Genomic DNA, 19,003 nt, shown 5'->3' with positions numbered 1-19,003 from the left:
AGCGTTGCGCTCAGCAGAAAACCGTTGCCACAAGCATCCAGGGCGCCAAAGTCAAGCCAGAGCTGAAGAAGCAGGGTGCCCAGAACAGTTGTCAGACCGAGCGGCACTAGAATCCAGACGCGAAAACGCCAGGCTAACACTGCACCCGTAAGAAAAAGGAATATGGCCGCGGAATCATTTTCTGTCTCCGGCGTCACCATTGCTCCCTTCGCCCTAAGGATCTGTCAATGAGGTTCCTTAATGATTTCAATCTCTAATGCCGAGGGCAGCTGGAGTTAAGGAGCCGAAACGCGGCGGCCAGTCCTCCGACGGGAACAGTCCCTCGCATCGATGTTTCCCTCTTCCCAATCTCGACATCGAGCTCTGCTGCTTGCTGCCAATCCTTGATCGCAAGTTCTCGCGCGGGCAGCGGGAGCGACAGAGAGCGCCCTGTTGGACCGACAGTGGCCTCCACTTCGAGAGCGTCGCTTGCACCTGATCTTAAGCTAACGCGTGGTCGGGAGCCGGGTGACATCGGCTGCACGAGTATCACAATCGCGCTTATAGTTCCGTCGCCCTGGCATGCGAAGCTAAGTCCGGCGAGGCCCGGGTCTGAGTTCCTCGTGTCCACAACGCGCATGATCGACACGGCGTCCACCCCCCTGATGGGGGCCTTGTTTTCACCAACTGCCATCCGCCGTCCAGCTGGGTGACGATGCTACCTTTGCCAATCTGCTTCAGGTATTGCATGTCGCACTCTTGCGGAGGCTGAGTTGCGCAAGCCGGCCGATCTAGATTGTTTTCTTCCGCTTCGGAGGGGGCATCGAAGCAAACACTAATATCGATATGAGGCCCCAGAGGCCAATTTTGATCATCGATAACTTTCGTCTGAGGTTTTGCGTTTGTACCTCGGCTTGACTCAACGGCCAAGGATCGGGCATTCAGTGCGCGGTCTTTCAAATTTGATTTAATGCAGTGCATTATTTTATTGCAATGCGATATAACAAGTGTTGTTGTGATTGAATGGTGAGTTAGGTCGCGTTGTCCGAATTTTTAGGAGGTGATTTTGCTCCCTCGCAGTTCAGTGTCGGGCACTTCAGAGGTCGAGGTCGCCCAAAACCGACCCGTATCGGGCCAGTCGAACCTAGAATCGAGCCAGCCTCGCACTGAGGGCCGTTACCCGACGCGGCGTGTAAGCATCAAGGTTCCCTATGCTGCTCTGGGGCATCTCATAGCATCATTCGACGCTGCTACGATTATGCTCTCGAGCATGGTCGGGACTGCCCTATATCAGGTCGCCGCTAACGGAACCCTTGATCATATCGAGCCGGTCTTGGGAGCTGGGCCGGTTGCTGCTTTGCTTTATGGGCTGATTGGTCATGCCACCGGACGATATGATCTTCGCGTCGTTTTGGCGAAGAGGCAACGGGACAGCGGGCGCATTTTCGCACAATGGGCTCTTGTCTGTCTTATGCTCACCGCCCTTGCTTTTCTTATGAAGAGTGGTGCGGTTTATTCTCGCGGCTCGGTCGTCTGTTTCGGAGTGCTCACTCCTGTCTTGCTGATGGCGGGGCGGGGAGTTGCGAGACGGTTCATCCGTAGTGTTGTAGCCGAAGGCCAAGTTATCGGGCGACGTGCCATTTTGTTGGGCACGAGTGAGGAGTTGGCCTCCCTTAGTTTCGGGGAGCTGCTTGAAAAATTCGGCATCACTGAAGTCGAGCGGGTGGTGTTTCCTTCCGGCAAGGGCGGCTTTGCCATGGGCGCCGGCGAGTCAGCCGCTTTGGCGCGCGCTATCGATATTGCGCGGGTCCGCGGAGCTGAAGAGATCGTTCTGGCGTTCCCTTGGAGTGATACGCGCAAAGTTGAGCTCATTCGCGACAGCTTGCGAGTGTCGCCTCTTCCGGCGCGCCTTTTGCCGGACCAACGTATCCGCTCGCTAGCCGGAAACCCATCTTTCACGCTTCGGACAACTTTGTCCGTCGAGATTCAACGCGGTCCGTTGTCGCGGACGGAGCAAATATCCAAGCGCTCTGTCGATGTCGTTGGAGCCTTGATCGGTCTTTTCTTACTCGCGCCGCTGATGATTTGCAGCGCGATCATGATCAAGCTGGATTCTCCAGGCCCAATCTTCTTCCGACAACGCCGCAATGGTTTTAATACCAAGCAGTTCTATATATACAAGTTTCGCTCCATGACAGTTATGGAGGATGGGGCGGCCGTTGTCCAAGCAAAGCGCTTTGATCCTCGTGTCACCCGCGTTGGGAGGTTACTTCGTCGGACAAGCATCGACGAAGTTCCCCAATTGATAAACGTTCTCTTGGGAGACATGTCGCTTGTCGGGCCGCGGCCTCATGCGTTGGCTCATGATAGTTACTATGGTCAATTGCTATCGGACTATGCGTATCGGCACCACGTTAAGCCAGGCATCACGGGATGGGCGCAGGTGAGGGGATTTAGGGGAGAGACCGAACTGGTCGAGCAAATGAAGGGCCGGATCGATTGTGATCTCTGGTACATTAACCATTGGAACGTGGTCCTTGACCTCAAGATCCTTATGATGACCTGTCTGGAAGTTACCACCCGCAGGAATGCCTATTGAGGCGCTTTTGGCCGTCGCCAAGCTGCGCTGTAACCGCGATGCAACAACGTCCATGTTATTGCCGGTGCAGCGATCTCAAGAGTAGCCGTATCATTGACTCGTCTTGAGAATTCGCCGAGTTTGGGATCTGGTCATTGGGGACATTGAGTGTGTTGGAGCGGGGATTCCTCCTAGTCGGGGCGATGGTGGTTGTCTTGTTCAGCTCGACAGGCTGCTCGATTATGCCTATGTCGGGTCCTGAAGACCACGTTATTAAGAGTGAAATCACCCGATCGGGGCCTGACTATGGTCTAGTGCAACTTACGCCGCAAGTTGTTAATATTCTTAAGGAATATGGCCCCGGTGCGCTGGCTGCGTCCTTTCCGGACAACCGTCCGCCCCCTAAAATCAAGTTCGGTATCGGAGACGTAGTTGCCGTTTCCGTCTTTGAGGCCGCGGCGGGAGGTCTGTTCATTCCGGCAGAAGCGGGTGTGAGGCCGGGAAACTTTGTCCAGTTGCCGAACCAGAACGTCGACACTGACGGCAAGATAACTGTTCCCTACGCAGGTGCCATACAGGCCGCAGGCCGGACTCCAGCTGAGATCCAGCAAGAAATTATCAGAGCGATCGGCAATCGAGCCATTGAGCCGCAAGTCATTGTGTCGCTAGCTACCCAGAATACTTCCTTGATCTCTGTACTTGGTGAGGTGAACGCGCCAGCGCGTCTGCCAGCTCTCTCGGCGGGCGAGCACGTGCTTGATGCGATTACCCGGGCTGGAGGTCCAAAGGGGCAAGGTTATGAGACATGGGTAACGCTTGAAAGACACGGCAAACGTGCAACCGTGCCGTTCGGCGCGCTGGTTTATCAGCCTGCCAATAACGTCTGGGTTCACCCGGATGATACGATCTATGTTTACCGCGAGCCGCAGGTTTTCCTTGCGTTCGGAGCTTCCGGAACCCAGGGACAGTTCACCTTCGACATGTGGAAGATCAATCTTGCCCAGGCGGTTGCCAAGGCTGGTGGCCTGCTCGACGCGCAGGCAGAACCTTCGGGTGTATACCTTTACAGACGCGAGCCGCGCGAGCTAGCTGAAAGGCTTGGCGTGGATTGCTCCAAATTCGTGGAGCCCACGGTTCCTGTGATTTACAATGTCGATTTTCGGGATCCGGCCGGATATTTCCTCGCGAACCAACTCCAGATGCGGGATAAAGACGTCGTTTTCGCAGCGAATGCTGCGACGGTGGATAGCGCGAAATTTATGCAGTACGTGCGCGTCATTATCGCGACTGCAAACGACGCTACTGTTGCGGCCAACAACGTCCAAATCCTGAGAATCACCTCGCGTCAGTAATGGGTGCAATTCGGAAGCGAATTGCTCTTTGCTTGTTCTGTGGCGTCATCGCATTGGCGCCTCTGCCTTTGGCTCGACCGACGAGGCCGTTCTCTCGGTTTGGGTGGTCGCATTAGGCGGAACATTGCTGCTTTCGGTTCCACTCTCGCCGACCCGAGCACAGATTTCGTTCGTCGCCTGCGCTTCGATAGTGGCCATAGCCTGGGCCGGTTTGCTCTTCATACAAACTACCGCGCTCGCCCCTATCGTAGGCCGCTTTGGCGATCACGTCTGGCCGCTAGCCGCTGGCCTGCTTGATCAACCCCTTGCTCCACGCGTCTCCGTCGTTCGCGATCAACCTTTCTATGCAGTCGCGCCGCAAATCGTAGCCGCATTGTCTCTCTCTTGCGGATTTATACTTGGCGAAAAACGTTCGTCGGCCTGGCTTATTTTATCGGTTGTTGCATGGTCAGGGGCCGTCTATGGCGCCTATGCAATTGTTAGTTTTATTTGGGATCCGGCAACGGTGCTTTGGCGTGAGAAAGTCGCCTACCGCTCGGTCCTTACTGGGACATTTATCAATCGTAACACGGCCGCGGTCTATTTCGGGGCATGCGCCCTTCTTTGGCTCCTGCGATTGTTGCGGAGCATCTCCGGGTCCAGCTTTCGCGTGCAGCAACATCAGCTGAGCGAGTTGATTCGGAGCGGCGGTTCGTATCAGGTCATAGTGAACTTCGCCGTATTCATTCTGCTATTGTCAGCCACGTTCATGACAGGGTCGCGGGCAGGTTCGCTCCTTTTTATTTTCGTTACCTTTAGTATTCTGACTTGGGCCTTCGAGGGGACAGGGCGGTCGTCTACCTGGTACACCTTAGCCGGCGGGACGGCTCTATTCGCGGCCCTGATGGCCATTGTAGGAGCAGGAATCGCGGGGCGTGTTGCAGTGGAGGGGCTCGTCGATAGCGCGAGATTATCCGTCTATCGATCTGTTCTCCGGCTCATTTCGGATCATCCTTGGTGGGGAGCGGGACTTGGGACGTTTGCTTCGATTTTTCCGGCTTACCGTCCAAGCGACATTTCGTCTTTTGGCATCTGGGATCGAGCGCACAGTACGCCCTTGGAGTTGGCGGCCGAGCAGGGAATCCCCTTCACGCTACTCGTTACGTTGGCTGTGGGAGTTATTTTTGCCGTCCTGATCAACGGTGTCCGGAATCGACGGGAAGGGCGGATTTTCCCTCTCGCTAGCATCGCTCTCCTATCCCTTGCGATGCTGCATTCCTTGATCGATTTTTCGCTGCAAATTCCTGGGCTTACTATTGTTGTTCTTGGCTTGGTGGGGGCTGGACTAGCACAATGTCCGGCAAAGCGGCGCGTTCGGTGCGTCATTAAAGGCAAGTAAGCTAATCTGATTGTGATTGGCCTCTGATCGGCCTTTCTGGATATTTGGCCTGAAGGAACGATCGGTTTCTATGCCGAGATGACACGGTCGGCGCCCGTTAACTATTGCTGATAACGAGGTTTCTATTCGATTGATTTTGCGATAAAATTACTCAACCAATCCGCATATTGAAGGTGGGACTTGATCGTGAGAAATCGTTTGAGAGTTAGGATCAGCGCCGCGTTGGGGATAGCGTTTCTCGTTGGTGTCTCTGCCCAGGCCCTTGCTGCCTGTTACGGTCCGGATCAACAGCTCCCTGCGACCACAGTTGACGAGTTCCTAGGTAACTCCCGCCAGTTGCTTCAGGATCCGAAAAACGCGGAAGGTGGGCCAAGTCTGATCAGGCAGGTGCGTGACTTGGTTGCATCCAATCCTGCCACACTTCCGATCGTCATCGCCCTTCTTTCCACCGCAAATTCGGCTCAGCAGGGCGCAATCGGTACCGGCCTTGGACAGGCCGCTGGCCTGTGTATTCGTCCGGATCCGGCTTTTGCAATCGATATCCAGACGCAGCTTGCCGCGACTCCGTCCGAAGACGCCAAAAACGCATATGCTGCAGCAACCGGTAGCCCAATCCGGAGCGTTGCAGGCGGCGGTGGCGTATCAGGCGGCGCATCTGGCGGTTCGACGGGAGGAAGTCTGCAGTCTGGTGCCTCGTTTGGCACGGGGATTGCGTTGTTTAGCTCCAACAGCACGCTGAATTCGTCGACCAACTATTTTACGGGTGGAACATCCTCGGCGAGCGCGACCTCGTTCACGGTGTTTAATACTGCGACGACCAGCGTTAGCCCTTAGGCCGTCCGCCGCGCGGTTCGGGGCAGCACGAGTATCCCGCTGACGCGAGTCCGGCGACAAACCATACGGATTGCATGCTTCAAAGATCTCAGCTTTCCCAGCGTTCTACAGTTGACGGCGTGAACGCCGAGCCCGTTCAAGAGATGATCTCTTGGGCTTTGGCCATCTGTCGCCGACAGTACGGTTTGATCGCATTCGTGGTTTTGCTTTTTTGCGGGCTCGGGGCCGGATATCTTCTGACGACGCCTAAGCGATTTACGAGCACTGCAGAGCTTGTCATCGACAGCCGCAAAACACAGCTGCTTCAGCAGCAAAGTCCCATGGGCAGCGATACGCCTATCGACTCTTCTATGGTTGACAGCCAAGTCGAGATCATGAAGTCGCAGAGCATCGCACTCGCCGTGATCAAGGACCTGCGGCTCAAAGAAAAACCGGAATTCGTCGGCGGCCCGGGAGCGCTCAGCTCTGTCTTAAATCTATTCTCGTTCGGTGACGACAGTCCCGCTCCGGACGATTTTCGACTGACGCAGGGGGCCCTTGGTCGCTTTCAGAGCATGCTTGCGATCAAGCGCAGAATGCTCAGCTATGTCATCGAGATTACCTACCAGTCGGAGGACCCCGCACTCGCGGCGCAGGTCGCGAACGCCGTCGCCGAGGCCTATATTGTCGATTCACTTGAGGCCAAGTATCAAGCCACGAAGCGGGCTGCTACCTGGCTTCAAGACCGCCTAAACGAGCTTCGAGAGCAAGCTTCCGCGGCTGACCGCGCTGTTGTTGAGTTCAAACAGAAAAACAACATTGTAGATGCCGGCGGGCGGCTGCTCAACGAGCAGCAGTTGTCGGAAGTGAATAGCTCGTTGACGGTGGCCCGTGCGACCACTGCTGAGGCGCAGGCTAGGTCTGATCGAATTCACGATATTCTCAGCAATAGCAAAGAGGACGCGCTGGTTAGCGACGTCGCAACGGTTACAGATACGCTGCGCAACGACGTCATCAATAAGTTGCGATCTCAGTATCTTGACCTCGCTGCGCGGGAGTCGAATTGGTCGCAAAAGTACGGCGCTCAGCATCTTGCTGTTATCAACTTGCAAAATCAGATGCGCGAGATCCGCCGCTCGATTCGCGATGAGTTGGGGCGCATCGCCGAGTCCTACAAAAGCGATTTGGAAATCGCCAAGGCGAGAGAGCAATCGGTTCGCGACAGCCTCGGAAAGTCGATCAGCCAGTCAAACGAACTCAATCAGGCTCAGATCATCTTAAGAGATCTTGAAGCCAATGCGCAGAGTTCGCGAGCATTGGCTGATAACTTCTTGCAACTTTACATGGTCTCGGTTCAACAACAGTCGTTCCCCATGACCGAGGCCAGGGTCATTTCGCAGGCTACGCCGGCGCTGGGCAAGAGTTGGCCGAAAACCTGGATCGTTGCTGCTATCTGCATGTTTGGCGGCGGCCTTTTGGGATTCGGTCTTGCAGCACTTCGGGATCTATCGGATCGGGTGTTCCGCACAAGCGGTCAGGTTGAAAGTCGGCTTGGTATCCCATGTATTTCCATTGTCCCTAAGGTTGGAGGGCAGGACTTGCGCACTGGTCCGCAGTTCGGTGCCGGACTTTTGTCGCCCATCAAAAGGTTGCTGTCCCGAGAGAAATCACCTGGAGCGCCGCGGCAAGCGACCGGTTCGCCCACGGGCAGTTTGGACGAACTCAAATGGGAAATTGGTTCCCGCGGCAGCTTAATGGACGTTATTGTCAATGAGCCGTTTTCGCGGGCCGCAGAATCCATTCGCTCGATACGGATGGCCGTTGAGCTCAGTGGAATCGATAGCGTTTCGCAGAAAGTGATCGGACTTACATCGACATTGCCTCATGAGGGGAAGACGACGATCAGCTCCGCTCTAGCTGCGATGTTGGCCAAGAGTGGAGTGAAAACGCTGCTCGTTGACGGCGATTTGCGCAATCCATCTCTTACGAGCTTGCTGGCGCCTGGAGCAAAGACGGGTCTGTTAGAAGTCATCCTTGGATCAGCATCGTTGGATGACGTTATTCTGACAGACGCAGCGACGGGGCTAGATTTCCTTCCGACGGTGGTCGAAAGCAAATTGGCTCATACCAGCGACATCCTGCTTTCGGAAGCGATGGAGCGTTTGTTCGAAGTCTTGCGCAAGCGCTACGATCGAATCGTGCTCGATCTTTCGCCGGTTGCTCCTATTGTCGACGTTCGAGGTACGGGCAAATTGGTCGACTCGTATGTTCTCGTTGTCGAGTGGGCTCGTACAAAGGTGGATGTCGTTGAGCGGGCGATGGCCGAAATGCCGGTGTTCCAGCATAAATTGATCGGCGTCGTGCTCAACAAGGTCGATATCAAGACGATGGCTCGATATGGAGCGGGAGAGGGCGACTATTACTACAATCGTCACTATCACCGTTACGGCTACACGTCTTAGCCGACTGGCGCATGGTCGGGATTGTTAGGCTGATTATTCCGGCGTGGCTGTTCTTTATCGGCGTAGCCAGCACTGTTTGGGGTGCGGCCTCGCTGCCGATTTTTGCTAAGCGCTATGAACTACAGCGCGCGGCGGCGGCGATCATCGATGGGCGAATATTCGATACCGAGTACCTTAGACGATTGCTGGTCGCTTCATCGCCTGCCAACGCGCGGTGTGAAGCGTCCAAAGCTAATGCTCAGGCGATCGTCCAATTGCGTCTCTACGAGGCTGCGGTTTCTTCTGCAAATCGAGAAGGCACCTCGGTCGGGTTTCAAGAGCTTCAGCACAGCGTAGCCGCTGCGCTTTCCTGCAACCCCAGCCTATCGTTTCTCTGGTTGCTTAGCTATTGGATAGACGTCAATCAGAATGGGCTGAACAAGCGATCGATCGATTTTCTTCGCATGTCCTACGATACCGGGCCCTATGAAGGATGGATTGCCGTCAAACGAAACGGTTTTGCTCTTGCTGTGCTCGATCAACTGCCTCCAGACATGGCGGATCGCGTAAAGCGCGAATTCGCAGCTCTCGTTCGTTCCAGCTTCTATGTAGAAGCCTATGCAAACCTTATGGGGGCAGGGTGGACCAAGCGGGACGTGTTGCTTGCCGGTCTTTCTGAGGTGCCAGAACTTAAACGATACGAGTTTGCCAAGTACGCACGCAGCAAGGGAAGCTATCTTGACATCCCGGGCCTTGAGCCTTTTGAACAGCGGCCGTGGAGGTAAGGCCGGCTATCCAAGATCAGCGCGGAAAGAGAGCGAGCTTGGCAGCTGGTATAGCCGGCCCTAATGGTTTTGTTACCAGCGTTGTCTAGAGGCCTCTCCTACAGCATCAAGATCAAGAGCATCAGCCAAGCGCAGGGGCGTTTTGATCAGGCGCTGTTGGACGAGCAGCGATACGACCGACTTCATGTAGAATGTGTCAAGCTCGAAAGGACGAATGCCGGACGGTCTGAGAAAGGCTCGTTGTTCGTCTAATATAACCTTCGTCAGGTTCTGAGGTAACTGCAAAGCGTCAGCAAGCACTGCGAGATCCTCGGGCATCTTCTGATAGATGCGCTCCCACCCTCGGGCCAAAGCGAACAGGAACCTACGCGGAACGTCCGGCTGGGCTCGCAGGGTCTCCTCTGTCGTGAAGTAGACGCTGCCGGGTAGGTGGATCCCGTACGAGGAAGGATTCAACTGATAAAAAGGCTGTCCCAATTGATCCAGCAAGTGAGACTCCTTCCCGATTTCACCCGGCAGGATGTCGATTTGCCCCGCTTTCAGCGCTTCCGCGGAAGCAGCATTTGGAATAAGCTTCAGGCTTGATTGCGAGAGATTGTTCTTCGCCAGGAGCGCGTCGAATACAATCGCGGCGGGGGTGCCACGATCATAAGCTATTGCCTTACCCATGATGTCAGTTACAGACCGGATATTCGAGTCCTGGCGGGCATAAAAAACGATCGGGCTGCGCGTATAGGCCGATGCAAACGCTACAACCTTGTGACCGTCGGCGCGCGCACGTAAGAAATCGAACACGTTGGCAAGGCCTATCGAGCCAATGGGCCTGCTGTCGAAGTACGCAAAGTGGTCTCGAACGGTCTTCGGCGCAAATTCGATCTCAAGCCGGCGTCAGCAAAAAGCCTCTCTTTAACGCGATGATTGAGCCCGCCTCACTCATGGCTAGAGGTCTGTCCAAACATACTTGTAAACGAGAAAGCGGTGCCGCATGCAATTCTACGCTGATCTCGAGCAAAAGCGCGATGCATAGGATCAGCCGAGCTGTCGTTGTCGCCAAAGCGCTGATTGGCACGATATCTGCTACCAACGCTATGAACCCAGTTCACGATATTCGTAGCGGAAATCCATGATACCGGAAGTTATACCTAGTGTTGTCTGAACGGAGGACGATCCATTGACGGTCACCGCGATGCAGTCCTTCGACTTAAAATAGCAAACCTGGAGCTTAATCATTTTAGGACAGGAATTCACAGCCGTTACCATCTGCTCGATGATATGGGGATTCACGGTTTGCGGGCGAGAGATCCCTGTGACCCGGATGCAAGGTACCCCCGAGGGGCCCTTGTGAATCGGGATGAAGTTCGCTCCTGGAAGCACGAACGGGTTTGCCGGCGGCGCGGGCAGGCCTGCCGTTCCACCAAAAATCGGCGCCGTGGTGGGTGTCAAGCTCGAGAGCTGGGCTTTGCTGGGCAAGGTTGCCACCGCCAAAAAAACGGCAAAGAGCACCAATAGACGAGAGAGCCTAGCCAACATCGTTCAATCGTCCTGTACGGCACTTTTCGGGGCGGCAGATTACGTGTAGGTATAAGGAAATCCACCTTTTGATGCAACGAGTAGGGCGATCTGAATGCCTCAGCGGGAAGCGATAGTATTTGGCGGGGCGGGTTTTATTGGCTCACATTTGATCCAAGCCCTTGTCGACGCCAAGCGTTACGCGAGGATAGTTAGTGTCGATGTCGCCGAGCCGCGATTTGCCAATCGTGGCGCCGAATATGTGAATCTGGATGTTCGACAGCAAATTCCTACCCAACTCGCGACGCCGGGCGTGGAAACAGATATTTTCAATTTTGCGGCGGTTCACACAACGCCGGGGCACGAGGATTGGGAATATTACGATACAAACGTGATGGGCGCGGTTCGGGTTTGTCAATTTGCGCGACAGATCGGATGCAAGACCATCATCTTTACCAGCTCGATTTCGGTCTATGGTCCAAACGAGAACGTAATCGACGAGGACTTCGAGCCGGAGCCGGTCAGTGCGTATGGGCGGTCCAAGCTTGCCGCAGAAGAAATCCAAAAGCTTTGGCAGAGTGAGGACGCGAGCCGCCGTCTCACTATCGTTCGGCCAGCCGTGATTTACGGTTTGTCAGAACGCGGAAACTTCACAAGGTTGTCGCGGCTATTGTCGCGGGGCATTTTCATTTATCCTGGACGAACTGACACAATCAAGTCGTGCGGTTATGTCAAGGATCTCGTTCAATCCATGCTCTACATGACAGGCCGAAACGAGGGATTGCTCACCTATAATTTCTGCCACAAAGAGCGCTACTCAATTAGCGATATCTGCAAGGCGTTCTCCGAGGCAGCAGGCTATCGTCTTCCGCGCTTAAATTGCCCTGTCTGGCTTATGAACGCCGCGGCACTCCCGTTCGAGGCTTTGCAGATGATAGGTCTTCGGACCGGTATCAATCGCGAGCGCCTCAAGAAGCTCCGGTTTTCTACTAATGTCATTCCGCGGCAATTGATCGAACGAGACTTCAAGTATCAATTCGATCTCGGATCCTCATTGCGAGATTGGAAGCAGAGCTCCTCAACGAGAGATTTCGACTGAGCCCGTGATGCAGCCGCGTGTCTCAGATCAAGCGCTGGAATGGCGCAAAGGCCGCAAAGGTCCCTTTTTGCAACGCAATACCGCGAGAGCAGCAAAACCTAGCGTTGTTCCGGCGCTTTTTTTCGCTTATCTATCTCCATTGTCATCTCTACGATTTTTATCTTTCCACAGTTCGGTATCAATTTTGGATCATACTCCCTCAATTTCAGCTTAGTGGCGATCTATTTGGTTCTCGTGTTGGGCCTCGCCTTTGGGGTGTTCCGGTTGAGTTTGGCTGGCCTTCTGCTCTACAGCTCTGTCGTATTTCTCGGTGTCGTCAGCTTGCAGGCAAACGGGGGGCCATCAGCCCCCTCATTTTTCCTGTTGGCTGTTATCTACTTTCCATTGGCCTTTGTTGCCAAGTCTCAAGCAAACGAGAATTGGCGTCCGTTTGCCATAAAAAAATTCTGCGATTATGCAACGCTAATTGCCGTGATCGGTGGAGTACAATTTGTTGCACAATTCGCTATCCACGACGATTGGTTATTTGCATCGTATAAATTGATACCTGAGCCGATCAAGGCGAGCGGTGTCTACAATACCGTGATCGAAGCGGCCGGGGGCCTAAAAAAATCAAATGGTTTCTTTTTGCGCGAGCCGTCTTTTATGTCGATGCTCTGCGCTATCGCGTTGTTGCTGGAGTATTTCCACTACAAGCGGCCAATACGTCTCGCAATCCTCAGTGGAGGAATGCTGGTCTCGCTGTCAGGAACCGGCATCATCATTCTGGTGGTCGGATTGTTCTTTCCGATACGGTTGAACTCGCTCGCTCGTGCTATTGTTCTCGGAGCCGTGTTCACAATATTCTACGTGGTCGTAAGCGAAGTTCTTGATCTGTCAATTTTTACGAACCGCGTGGCGGAGTTTACGACCCCGAAAACGAGTGGCTATGCGCGCTTTATTGCGCCATACATTCTATTGCAAAGAGATATTGATTTTCCGCCCTGGGCGGCGCTCCTGGGACATGGCCCTGGTTCAATTACGGCCGCGGCATTAACCCTCAACTCGATTGGTGGCAGTCACGACCCCACCTGGGCAAAGAGCATTTATGAATACGGCCTTCTGGGCTTCATCGCAATTTTGACTTATCTGCTTAAAGCGCTTTGGTCGAGCTGGGCCTCTCCTGAATTTCGAGTAGCCCTCTTATATGCTTGGCTTGCTTCAGGAGGGCAACTTCTCTCGCCAGACTTTATGGCCGTTATCTTTATCTGCATCAGCCTTTGGCCGGCGATGCCAAAACAGCTTGGCGCCCCCAGCGAATCTCACGAGGTTGGCGTGCGGTACAAGGGCAAGTCCGAACACTGAGCTACACAAAATAGAAAATTCGGGGGTGGAATTGGTCTTGTGATGTCATTTCATGAAATGGATAACGGGGTCTCGGAGGCAGACCTCCGTGTCTCGTTCTATAATTTTAAAGCCGCATTCTTGAATGAGCTTACATGCGTCGTCTGTAGAAAAGTGATACCAGCTTCCAAAACCCGTCTGATCGACTAGCGCATTTTTGTCAGCAGGGCTTAATTTTCGTAAGCCGTATTTTTTCTGGGAAGACAACTTTGAGAAGTTGCCAGAGTAACTTGAAGGGCAATACCCATCTACTGTGATAGTTGAATATCGTCGAACGTCTCTCTATGCATCTATTGTACTTATCAAAATCACCCACCATCATGAAACCATTTGCTCCCGGTTTCATTTTTGAGGCTAAGTTTCGGATGTAGCCCGCAACGATCTCCCGTGGAAGATGACAGAAAACTCCGAATGAAAAGAAAAAATCGATGCTGTTATTTTCGATCTGATCCAAGTTTGTGTCATCGACCGTAATGTAGTTGATTGAATCATGCCTGCCTACGTACTCGTAAAATCCGGTATGTTCAGGCGGCGCCGCGTCAAGACAATAGATTTTTTGAGCGCCAAGATGGACAAATGTTTTCGTCCAAGCGCCCCGACCCGGACCAATTTCAAGCACAGTTGTAGATTTATTGACGAAGGGTTTTATGCACACGAGATAAGTCGTGTATAGAAAGCTATTGTAGCCGTATACGACGTATGTGGATGATGTCGTCGGGTCTAGCGGATTGCCTTCGAAATAGCCTCCCTTCCAGATCTTAGTAAATTGGTTAGCTCGTCCGAAGAAGCTAGTGCTGGTCTGCGACATGATACGCCTTTCCCTTACTTCAGATTTTAGGGCGGATTATCATCGTTCGCAACCGCGATATCCACTTCGCTCTGCCTAGATATTTGCCTAACCCTTCCAATAATGAGGTTGAGGATACTGGCTCCTACGCAACTGCCGATCCAAGAATCTCTCTAACCAGATTTTAGCTTGGATATTTCTCTTAACCCACGACGAGCCAATCTGTCAGGTCGAAGAAGGCAGGCCGAGGCGAGACAAATCGCGGCGCGAACTTGCCGATTCTGCACCGCGTATGCCGTTTGCTTTACCATCATGACGTGCCACGCTAAGTCCCGCGACCATCTCATGCGAGTCCCAATAGATCCGTTCTTTAATCTAGTTTCGAACTGCAGCTGGCTTAACGGCTCTTCTCCGTTCCGAACTCTATAAAAGTTTGAAAATATAAATCGAAGCTTCGTATACATTCGAACAGCGTTTCCGCTGGAGATCGAATTTTCGTGTACCCTGTACTGTGTCAGAACTTCTGGTTGAACAAGTATTTTTGCTCCGGTTTGCAAAATCCTAGCGAACAAATCTCCATCTTCGCATGGTTCAAATTCTCGTCGGTAGCCGCCAAGCTTTAAGGCGAGTTCTTTTCGAAAGGCCATCGTTGGATGAGTGAATGGAATTGCTTCTTCGCGAGCAAGCAAATCATCTAGCTCATCGCCAGTTCGAGGGAGTGGGCGCCGGACAAACTTACGCGTTCCGTGACTATCGATTAGATCGTAGTAGGACCCGAACGCTGCGGCATCTGGATGCTCACGAATGAATACGGATTGGCGTTCGAGGCGGCTTGGAAGCATCAAGTCATCTGCGTCAATTCTTGAGATCCATTCGGCGCGCGCGTTCGCTAAGCCAATGTTTAAGGTTTCGCTAATTCCGGAATTAACTTTTCTAAATTCCTTTATCCGCGAGTCTCGACGGGCAAACTTTGAGACTATTTCTCCCGTAAGATCCGTCGAGCCATCATCGACGATGATAAACTCGAAGTCTGATAGCGTTTGATTCAGTACGCTTTCTATGGTCTTGGCCAGATAAGCTTCCCCGTTGTGTACGGGCATCAAGACGGAGAAGAGGGGAGGAGAGGTCAATCGTTAGCTCTATTCAATTCTGAGGGCTTTCCCCTCACACACCAAATTAGATTTATAGCGACGGTTGATCAACCCAAAAATTAAAGACATCGACCATGCGTATGAACCCAGCTCAACCGTCGTTCGTTTAAGTGTGCCGTCATCTTGCCCTCGCGGGAAGCTCGAATGAAAACGCCGCTCACTTGACATCATCCAAATAGATTGTTGCTATTGGACACGTCAGGGCTTTGGCGCTGCTGTCGAGCGAGGATTCGCATTTCACCGGTACTGGCAGACTAGGCTGGTTAGTTGTCAAGATAGTCGCCTGAACCGTGTAAGCCCCCCCGGTAGAGATCTTGGAATCTTCAGCTGCTCCTTTGATGACGCATCAAGTGTTGTCGTATCGAGCGGAAGCGTGATCCTGCTGAATTCCTTATTTGTTTGGGGAGCACGAAGCGACAAAGCGAGCTTCCTTCCGGCATTTAGCCACGAATTCGGAAGTCGAAGATGTGTATCGATAGCGATCGTTGTCTCAGTTATATCCAAACGTTTGATCGGGTCCTTGCTTGAACCGGTCGATTGAACAACGAGTGTCTTCGGTCCAAGGATCGGCTTGGGCAGGTCGTTTTGTTCAGCCCTATAGCCAAATTCAGCGGGGTTGGGGGTGAATCTACTGCCACCGCACTCAGGTTTGCCAGATGCGTCGCTTGTGAACTGGCAGACGCGCACATAGTCAACCCGGAAGGCCTGCGGGAATTGGCTTTGATCGATGCCATGCCGCCCGGCCCAATGTCCGCCAACCGCAAAGTTCAGAAGCACGTGAGCTGGAGCGCCGAGGGTGCCATCCCTCTTCAGCCACTGATAGGGCCTCGTATAGATCCTCTTTCCATCCACAAACATAGAGATATTCTCAGGCGTCCAGACAAGCCCAAAGACATGCCAATCATCGTTTAGCGGCGTTGAATTGACATAGGACATCCATCGGGTGTCATAATTTGGATCTCGGTAGCTATAGGTAATAGGCGGAGCATTTGGTGTCGTCGACGCCGCCGAATGCAGCATCGTTTCAAGATCCTCCTTGCCGTTCACGACGTACTCGAAAATGTCGATCTCGGGTGGCCACGCCAGCCGTCCCTCCTCATCGTAGTCGGGGTTTAGCCAGAACGCAGGCCAAATGCCTCGTCCTTTAGGAAACAGCACGCGGGTTTCAAAGTAGCCGTAATAGAAAGTCTGCTTGGATCGAATCATTCCTGATTCGAAGTTGTTCGGCCCCATTTCTCGCGCTACTAGTTGAAGTTCTCCGTCTCGAACTATGTGGTTTTGATTGTCCTTGTATCTCTGAACCTCGTCATTCAGATGATCCGTTGTTTCGCCGCTGTAGATATAGCGCGTTGCCCACTTAGTTCGGTCGAGTTGGGAACTATCGAATTCATCCCCGAATACGAGTTTCCATCCGCTCGCCGCCGCCGGGCTGGCGAGGCTGGCTATGAGGCTCGTAAGGCAGAGAAGTGCCCAAACTCGACACTGTTTCATTAGAATGTCTCCTCAATCGGTTAGCCGAAGTCTTAGCCGATCAACAAAGCGAATGTGGCAAGAGCGCAGAGCCGGGCGTTCCGCGATCCACCACGACACGACAGAACTGGCCGACGCCAAAGAAATCAAGACATTCTTATGCCGCTTCTAAAATTCGGAAAAGTCGCAAGTACAGCGTCGCCCAGGAAAGCGTTATAATAAATAATTCCCGCTCAGCTAGTTCCGGCTAACAAACAAGGAGATATTCTCATGGTAACCATAGGCAATGGGGATGTTGTGAGTGCTCATGACTCACGGCAAGGACCAACTGCAGGTAGTTAAAACCGTTGGGCTTTCGGATCGTTTGGCGGGTGTGGCGGCCCATGATAGTGCCGAGTTTGAGCGAGCTAGCAGCACGCAGATATCCTAGAGGTAGACACTTCTTAGGGAATGTACTTATTTGATCCAAAATTATCGCTGTATCCAGAGGCAGGCTATGCTTGCACTGCGCTGAGGTTGATTTGGATTGGTTCGTGACCGAAGGAGTTGAGTTTTGCTCTCTTCTCGGAATGGCGATGGGGGCGAAACTTGGCAAGAGAAGCTATCTTGATTACGGGCGGAGACGAGAGCTTCTTCCCCTACGTCGAGCGTGCTCTAGCGAGCATTAGGTTGCTCGCGGACCATTATAAAGTCGACATTGGGATCATTGATCATGGGTTTTCGGCTGAGCAAGCAACAAAATTGCGTGCATTCGGTTATCGTTTGGTAGTTCCGGAGTGGACGTTGAATGTTCCGACGGACCTTCGTAATCCGAAGCAAATGGGGCTTGTCGCAAGGACTGCGCTACGGGATTATTTTCCGGGCTACCGAGTCTATCTTTGGTTTGATGGAGATGCCTGGGCTCAAACGCCGGAGTTTTTACTGGCATACCTGGAAGGAGCCGCATCCAGGGGAACCGCCGTCGCGCCAGAAAACGGCACCGGCTATAGGCCTACCTTGGCTGAGCGTAGATGGTGGGTCGGCAACATGATAGCCGCCTTTGGTGTGATGAGGGGGCTTCGGCTTGGACTTGAGACCTCGGTGAATATCGGTATAGTTGCGTTAAGCGATATTTCCCCACAATGGGAAGCCTGGATCAATCGGTATCAGCAGGCTATTGACCGCACCGGTAAGCTCAATCTCGATCAGCACGCTTTTCAAGCGGCCATGCGACTCGATACATCAGGAGCCGCCCTTGTATCGCCTCGGTTCAATTGGATTTGTACGCTGAGTACACCGGTATGGGATCAGTCACGGAAACTGTTGTGCGATCCGGGAGAGCCTCATGAGGCCATTTCGGTGGTTCATTTAGCGGGACCGAATAAACTGCGAAAATACGAACTCCCTGTCGTGGGCTCAGACAACCGGGTTGTTGCCGCTTCTTTGATACGAGAAGATCTTGCCAAACTGTCAGATCTAACCCTGCTGACACCAGAGTTTAAACAGACGGAACGTTCTCCGTAGAGCGCCATCGGGTCGCAAGATAGAAGCTACGATCAGGCATGCAGCGTTTTGGTTCGTGACCATAGATGGACGCCATCGTGGGCCGCGCATCATGAGTTCCTAGACAATGTGCGCCCAAAATGAGACGTCGGATTAATGGCCCGCTCGTTTGATCGTTCAAAAGAATTTGGTAGGTTCTCTGATCATAGCCAGCTCCCTCGGCATGGGAATTGGTAAAAGTAGACCGTATCATCGTGAACATACGGAGAGCATTCTTGCTCGAAATCGATGTTGAGTGAACGCGGCAATGCGTTAAAACCCTAGGCTGAATTAAATAGTGTGACCCAGCTGCAGCATGCGAGCAGAATAGATCTGCGTCCTCAGAAGGTTCGTATTCGCGGCGATATGCCTGTCAATAATGCAGCAGAGCGAAGTCTAAGAGGTATCGCTCTTGAACGGATGTCTTGGCTGTTCTGCGGCTCTGATCGTGGATGGCGGCGCGCGGCAGCTGTGTACAGCCTCATCATCACCGCGAAAATGAACGGCATCGACCCGCAAGCCTGGCCTACCGACGTCCTCGCGCGGATCGCAGCCCATCCGTTGCATCAGCTTGAAGAACTGCTGCCTGGAATTGGCGCGCGTCGGCGAACTCCGCTCGGGCGTGTCCACCCTGCCTGCGCTGCCGATCATGCCATACAGGCTACGGCGGCTGTGTCCGGGTTGGCCTCTACGAACTGGAGCTGCTGAGCGAGGCGAGATAGAGGCATCAACTATTCTGAGTCCAGGCTGGCAATCC

Annotated in this window: 14 protein-coding genes and 1 pseudogene; 10 read left to right on the top strand and 5 right to left on the bottom strand. The window is 53.3% G+C overall.

Translation table 11 applies throughout. The features are described 5' to 3' along the window. The first annotated feature begins 1,039 nt into the window (after nucleotides 1-1,039). The 6 genes from ACTGJ9_RS36385 (at nucleotide 1,040) to ACTGJ9_RS36360 (ending at nucleotide 9,326) form a co-directional block, all read left to right on the top strand. Nucleotides 1,040-2,578 carry an undecaprenyl-phosphate glucose phosphotransferase gene (locus ACTGJ9_RS36385; RefSeq protein WP_456674959.1) on the top strand — a complete coding sequence of 513 codons (1,539 nt, stop codon included), beginning with the start codon at nucleotides 1,040-1,042 and terminating at the stop codon, nucleotides 2,576-2,578. Between the two features lie 185 nt (nucleotides 2,579-2,763). Next, on the top strand, nucleotides 2,764-3,909 hold the full coding sequence (locus ACTGJ9_RS36380; RefSeq protein WP_456678739.1) for a polysaccharide biosynthesis/export family protein: 1,146 nt from the start codon (nucleotides 2,764-2,766) through the stop codon (nucleotides 3,907-3,909). A 28-nt stretch (nucleotides 3,910-3,937) separates the two neighbouring features. After that, the gene (locus ACTGJ9_RS36375) at nucleotides 3,938-5,287 is read left to right on the top strand and encodes an O-antigen ligase family protein (RefSeq protein ID WP_456674958.1); all 1,350 of its coding nucleotides are present in this window, start codon (nucleotides 3,938-3,940) and stop codon (nucleotides 5,285-5,287) included. A gap of 180 nt (nucleotides 5,288-5,467) precedes the next feature. After that, complete coding sequence (locus ACTGJ9_RS36370) at nucleotides 5,468-6,121, top strand: hypothetical protein (protein WP_456674957.1); 654 nt, start codon at nucleotides 5,468-5,470, stop codon at nucleotides 6,119-6,121. A gap of 119 nt (nucleotides 6,122-6,240) precedes the next feature. Then, complete coding sequence (locus ACTGJ9_RS36365; RefSeq protein ID WP_456674956.1) at nucleotides 6,241-8,562, top strand: polysaccharide biosynthesis tyrosine autokinase; 2,322 nt, start codon at nucleotides 6,241-6,243, stop codon at nucleotides 8,560-8,562. A gap of 11 nt (nucleotides 8,563-8,573) precedes the next feature. Next, the gene (locus tag ACTGJ9_RS36360; RefSeq protein ID WP_456674955.1) at nucleotides 8,574-9,326 is read left to right on the top strand and encodes a hypothetical protein; all 753 of its coding nucleotides are present in this window, start codon (nucleotides 8,574-8,576) and stop codon (nucleotides 9,324-9,326) included. A gap of 72 nt (nucleotides 9,327-9,398) precedes the next feature. On the opposite strand, the gene ACTGJ9_RS36355 is transcribed toward ACTGJ9_RS36360, so the two are convergent. Further along, on the bottom strand, nucleotides 9,399-10,121 hold the full coding sequence (locus ACTGJ9_RS36355; RefSeq protein ID WP_456674954.1) for an ABC transporter substrate-binding protein: 723 nt from the start codon (nucleotides 10,119-10,121) through the stop codon (nucleotides 9,399-9,401). Nucleotides 10,122-10,412: 291 nt separating this feature from the next. Next, nucleotides 10,413-10,856 carry a hypothetical protein gene (locus ACTGJ9_RS36350; protein WP_456674953.1) on the bottom strand — a complete coding sequence of 148 codons (444 nt, stop codon included), beginning with the start codon at nucleotides 10,854-10,856 and terminating at the stop codon, nucleotides 10,413-10,415. Nucleotides 10,857-10,950: 94 nt separating this feature from the next. Here ACTGJ9_RS36350 and ACTGJ9_RS36345 point away from each other — a divergent pair, with 94 nt between their 5' ends. Beyond that, nucleotides 10,951-11,934 (top strand): NAD-dependent epimerase/dehydratase family protein, encoded by a 984-nt coding sequence (locus tag ACTGJ9_RS36345; protein WP_456674952.1) that lies wholly within the window; start codon nucleotides 10,951-10,953, stop codon nucleotides 11,932-11,934. Between the two features lie 213 nt (nucleotides 11,935-12,147). Beyond that, nucleotides 12,148-13,278, top strand: coding sequence for a hypothetical protein (locus ACTGJ9_RS36340; protein ID WP_456674951.1), 1,131 nt, complete (start codon nucleotides 12,148-12,150; stop codon nucleotides 13,276-13,278). 199 nt (nucleotides 13,279-13,477) lie between these two features. Here ACTGJ9_RS36340 and ACTGJ9_RS36335 read toward each other — a convergent pair whose 3' ends face one another. From ACTGJ9_RS36335 to ACTGJ9_RS36325, 3 genes are all read right to left on the bottom strand, one after another. Then, entirely contained in the window at nucleotides 13,478-14,125 is a 648-nt protein-coding gene (locus ACTGJ9_RS36335; protein WP_456674950.1) for a class I SAM-dependent methyltransferase, read from the bottom strand. Nucleotides 14,126-14,277: 152 nt separating this feature from the next. Further along, complete coding sequence (locus ACTGJ9_RS36330) at nucleotides 14,278-15,234, bottom strand: glycosyltransferase family 2 protein (protein ID WP_456674949.1); 957 nt, start codon at nucleotides 15,232-15,234, stop codon at nucleotides 14,278-14,280. A gap of 291 nt (nucleotides 15,235-15,525) precedes the next feature. Further along, nucleotides 15,526-16,746, bottom strand: coding sequence for a glycoside hydrolase family 16 protein (locus ACTGJ9_RS36325; RefSeq protein ID WP_456674948.1), 1,221 nt, complete (start codon nucleotides 16,744-16,746; stop codon nucleotides 15,526-15,528). Between the two features lie 648 nt (nucleotides 16,747-17,394). On the opposite strand from ACTGJ9_RS36325, the gene ACTGJ9_RS36320 reads away from it, so the two are divergent. Both ACTGJ9_RS36320 and ACTGJ9_RS36315 read left to right on the top strand, forming a co-directional pair. Continuing rightward, the gene (locus ACTGJ9_RS36320; RefSeq protein ID WP_456674947.1) at nucleotides 17,395-18,228 is read left to right on the top strand and encodes a hypothetical protein; all 834 of its coding nucleotides are present in this window, start codon (nucleotides 17,395-17,397) and stop codon (nucleotides 18,226-18,228) included. A 393-nt stretch (nucleotides 18,229-18,621) separates the two neighbouring features. Continuing rightward, nucleotides 18,622-18,869 (top strand): annotated as a pseudogene (locus ACTGJ9_RS36315) (transposase domain-containing protein); the annotation flags it as partial. Nucleotides 18,870-19,003: the final 134 nt, after the last annotated feature.

Origin of the sequence: Bradyrhizobium sp. RDM12 (assembly GCF_051917485.1) — a bacterium.
In the GTDB taxonomy this organism is placed as follows: Bacteria; Pseudomonadota; Alphaproteobacteria; order Rhizobiales; family Xanthobacteraceae; genus Bradyrhizobium.
The sequence above is the reverse complement of the archived record's forward strand: the minus strand, read 5'-3'. Positions and strand labels throughout refer to the sequence as shown.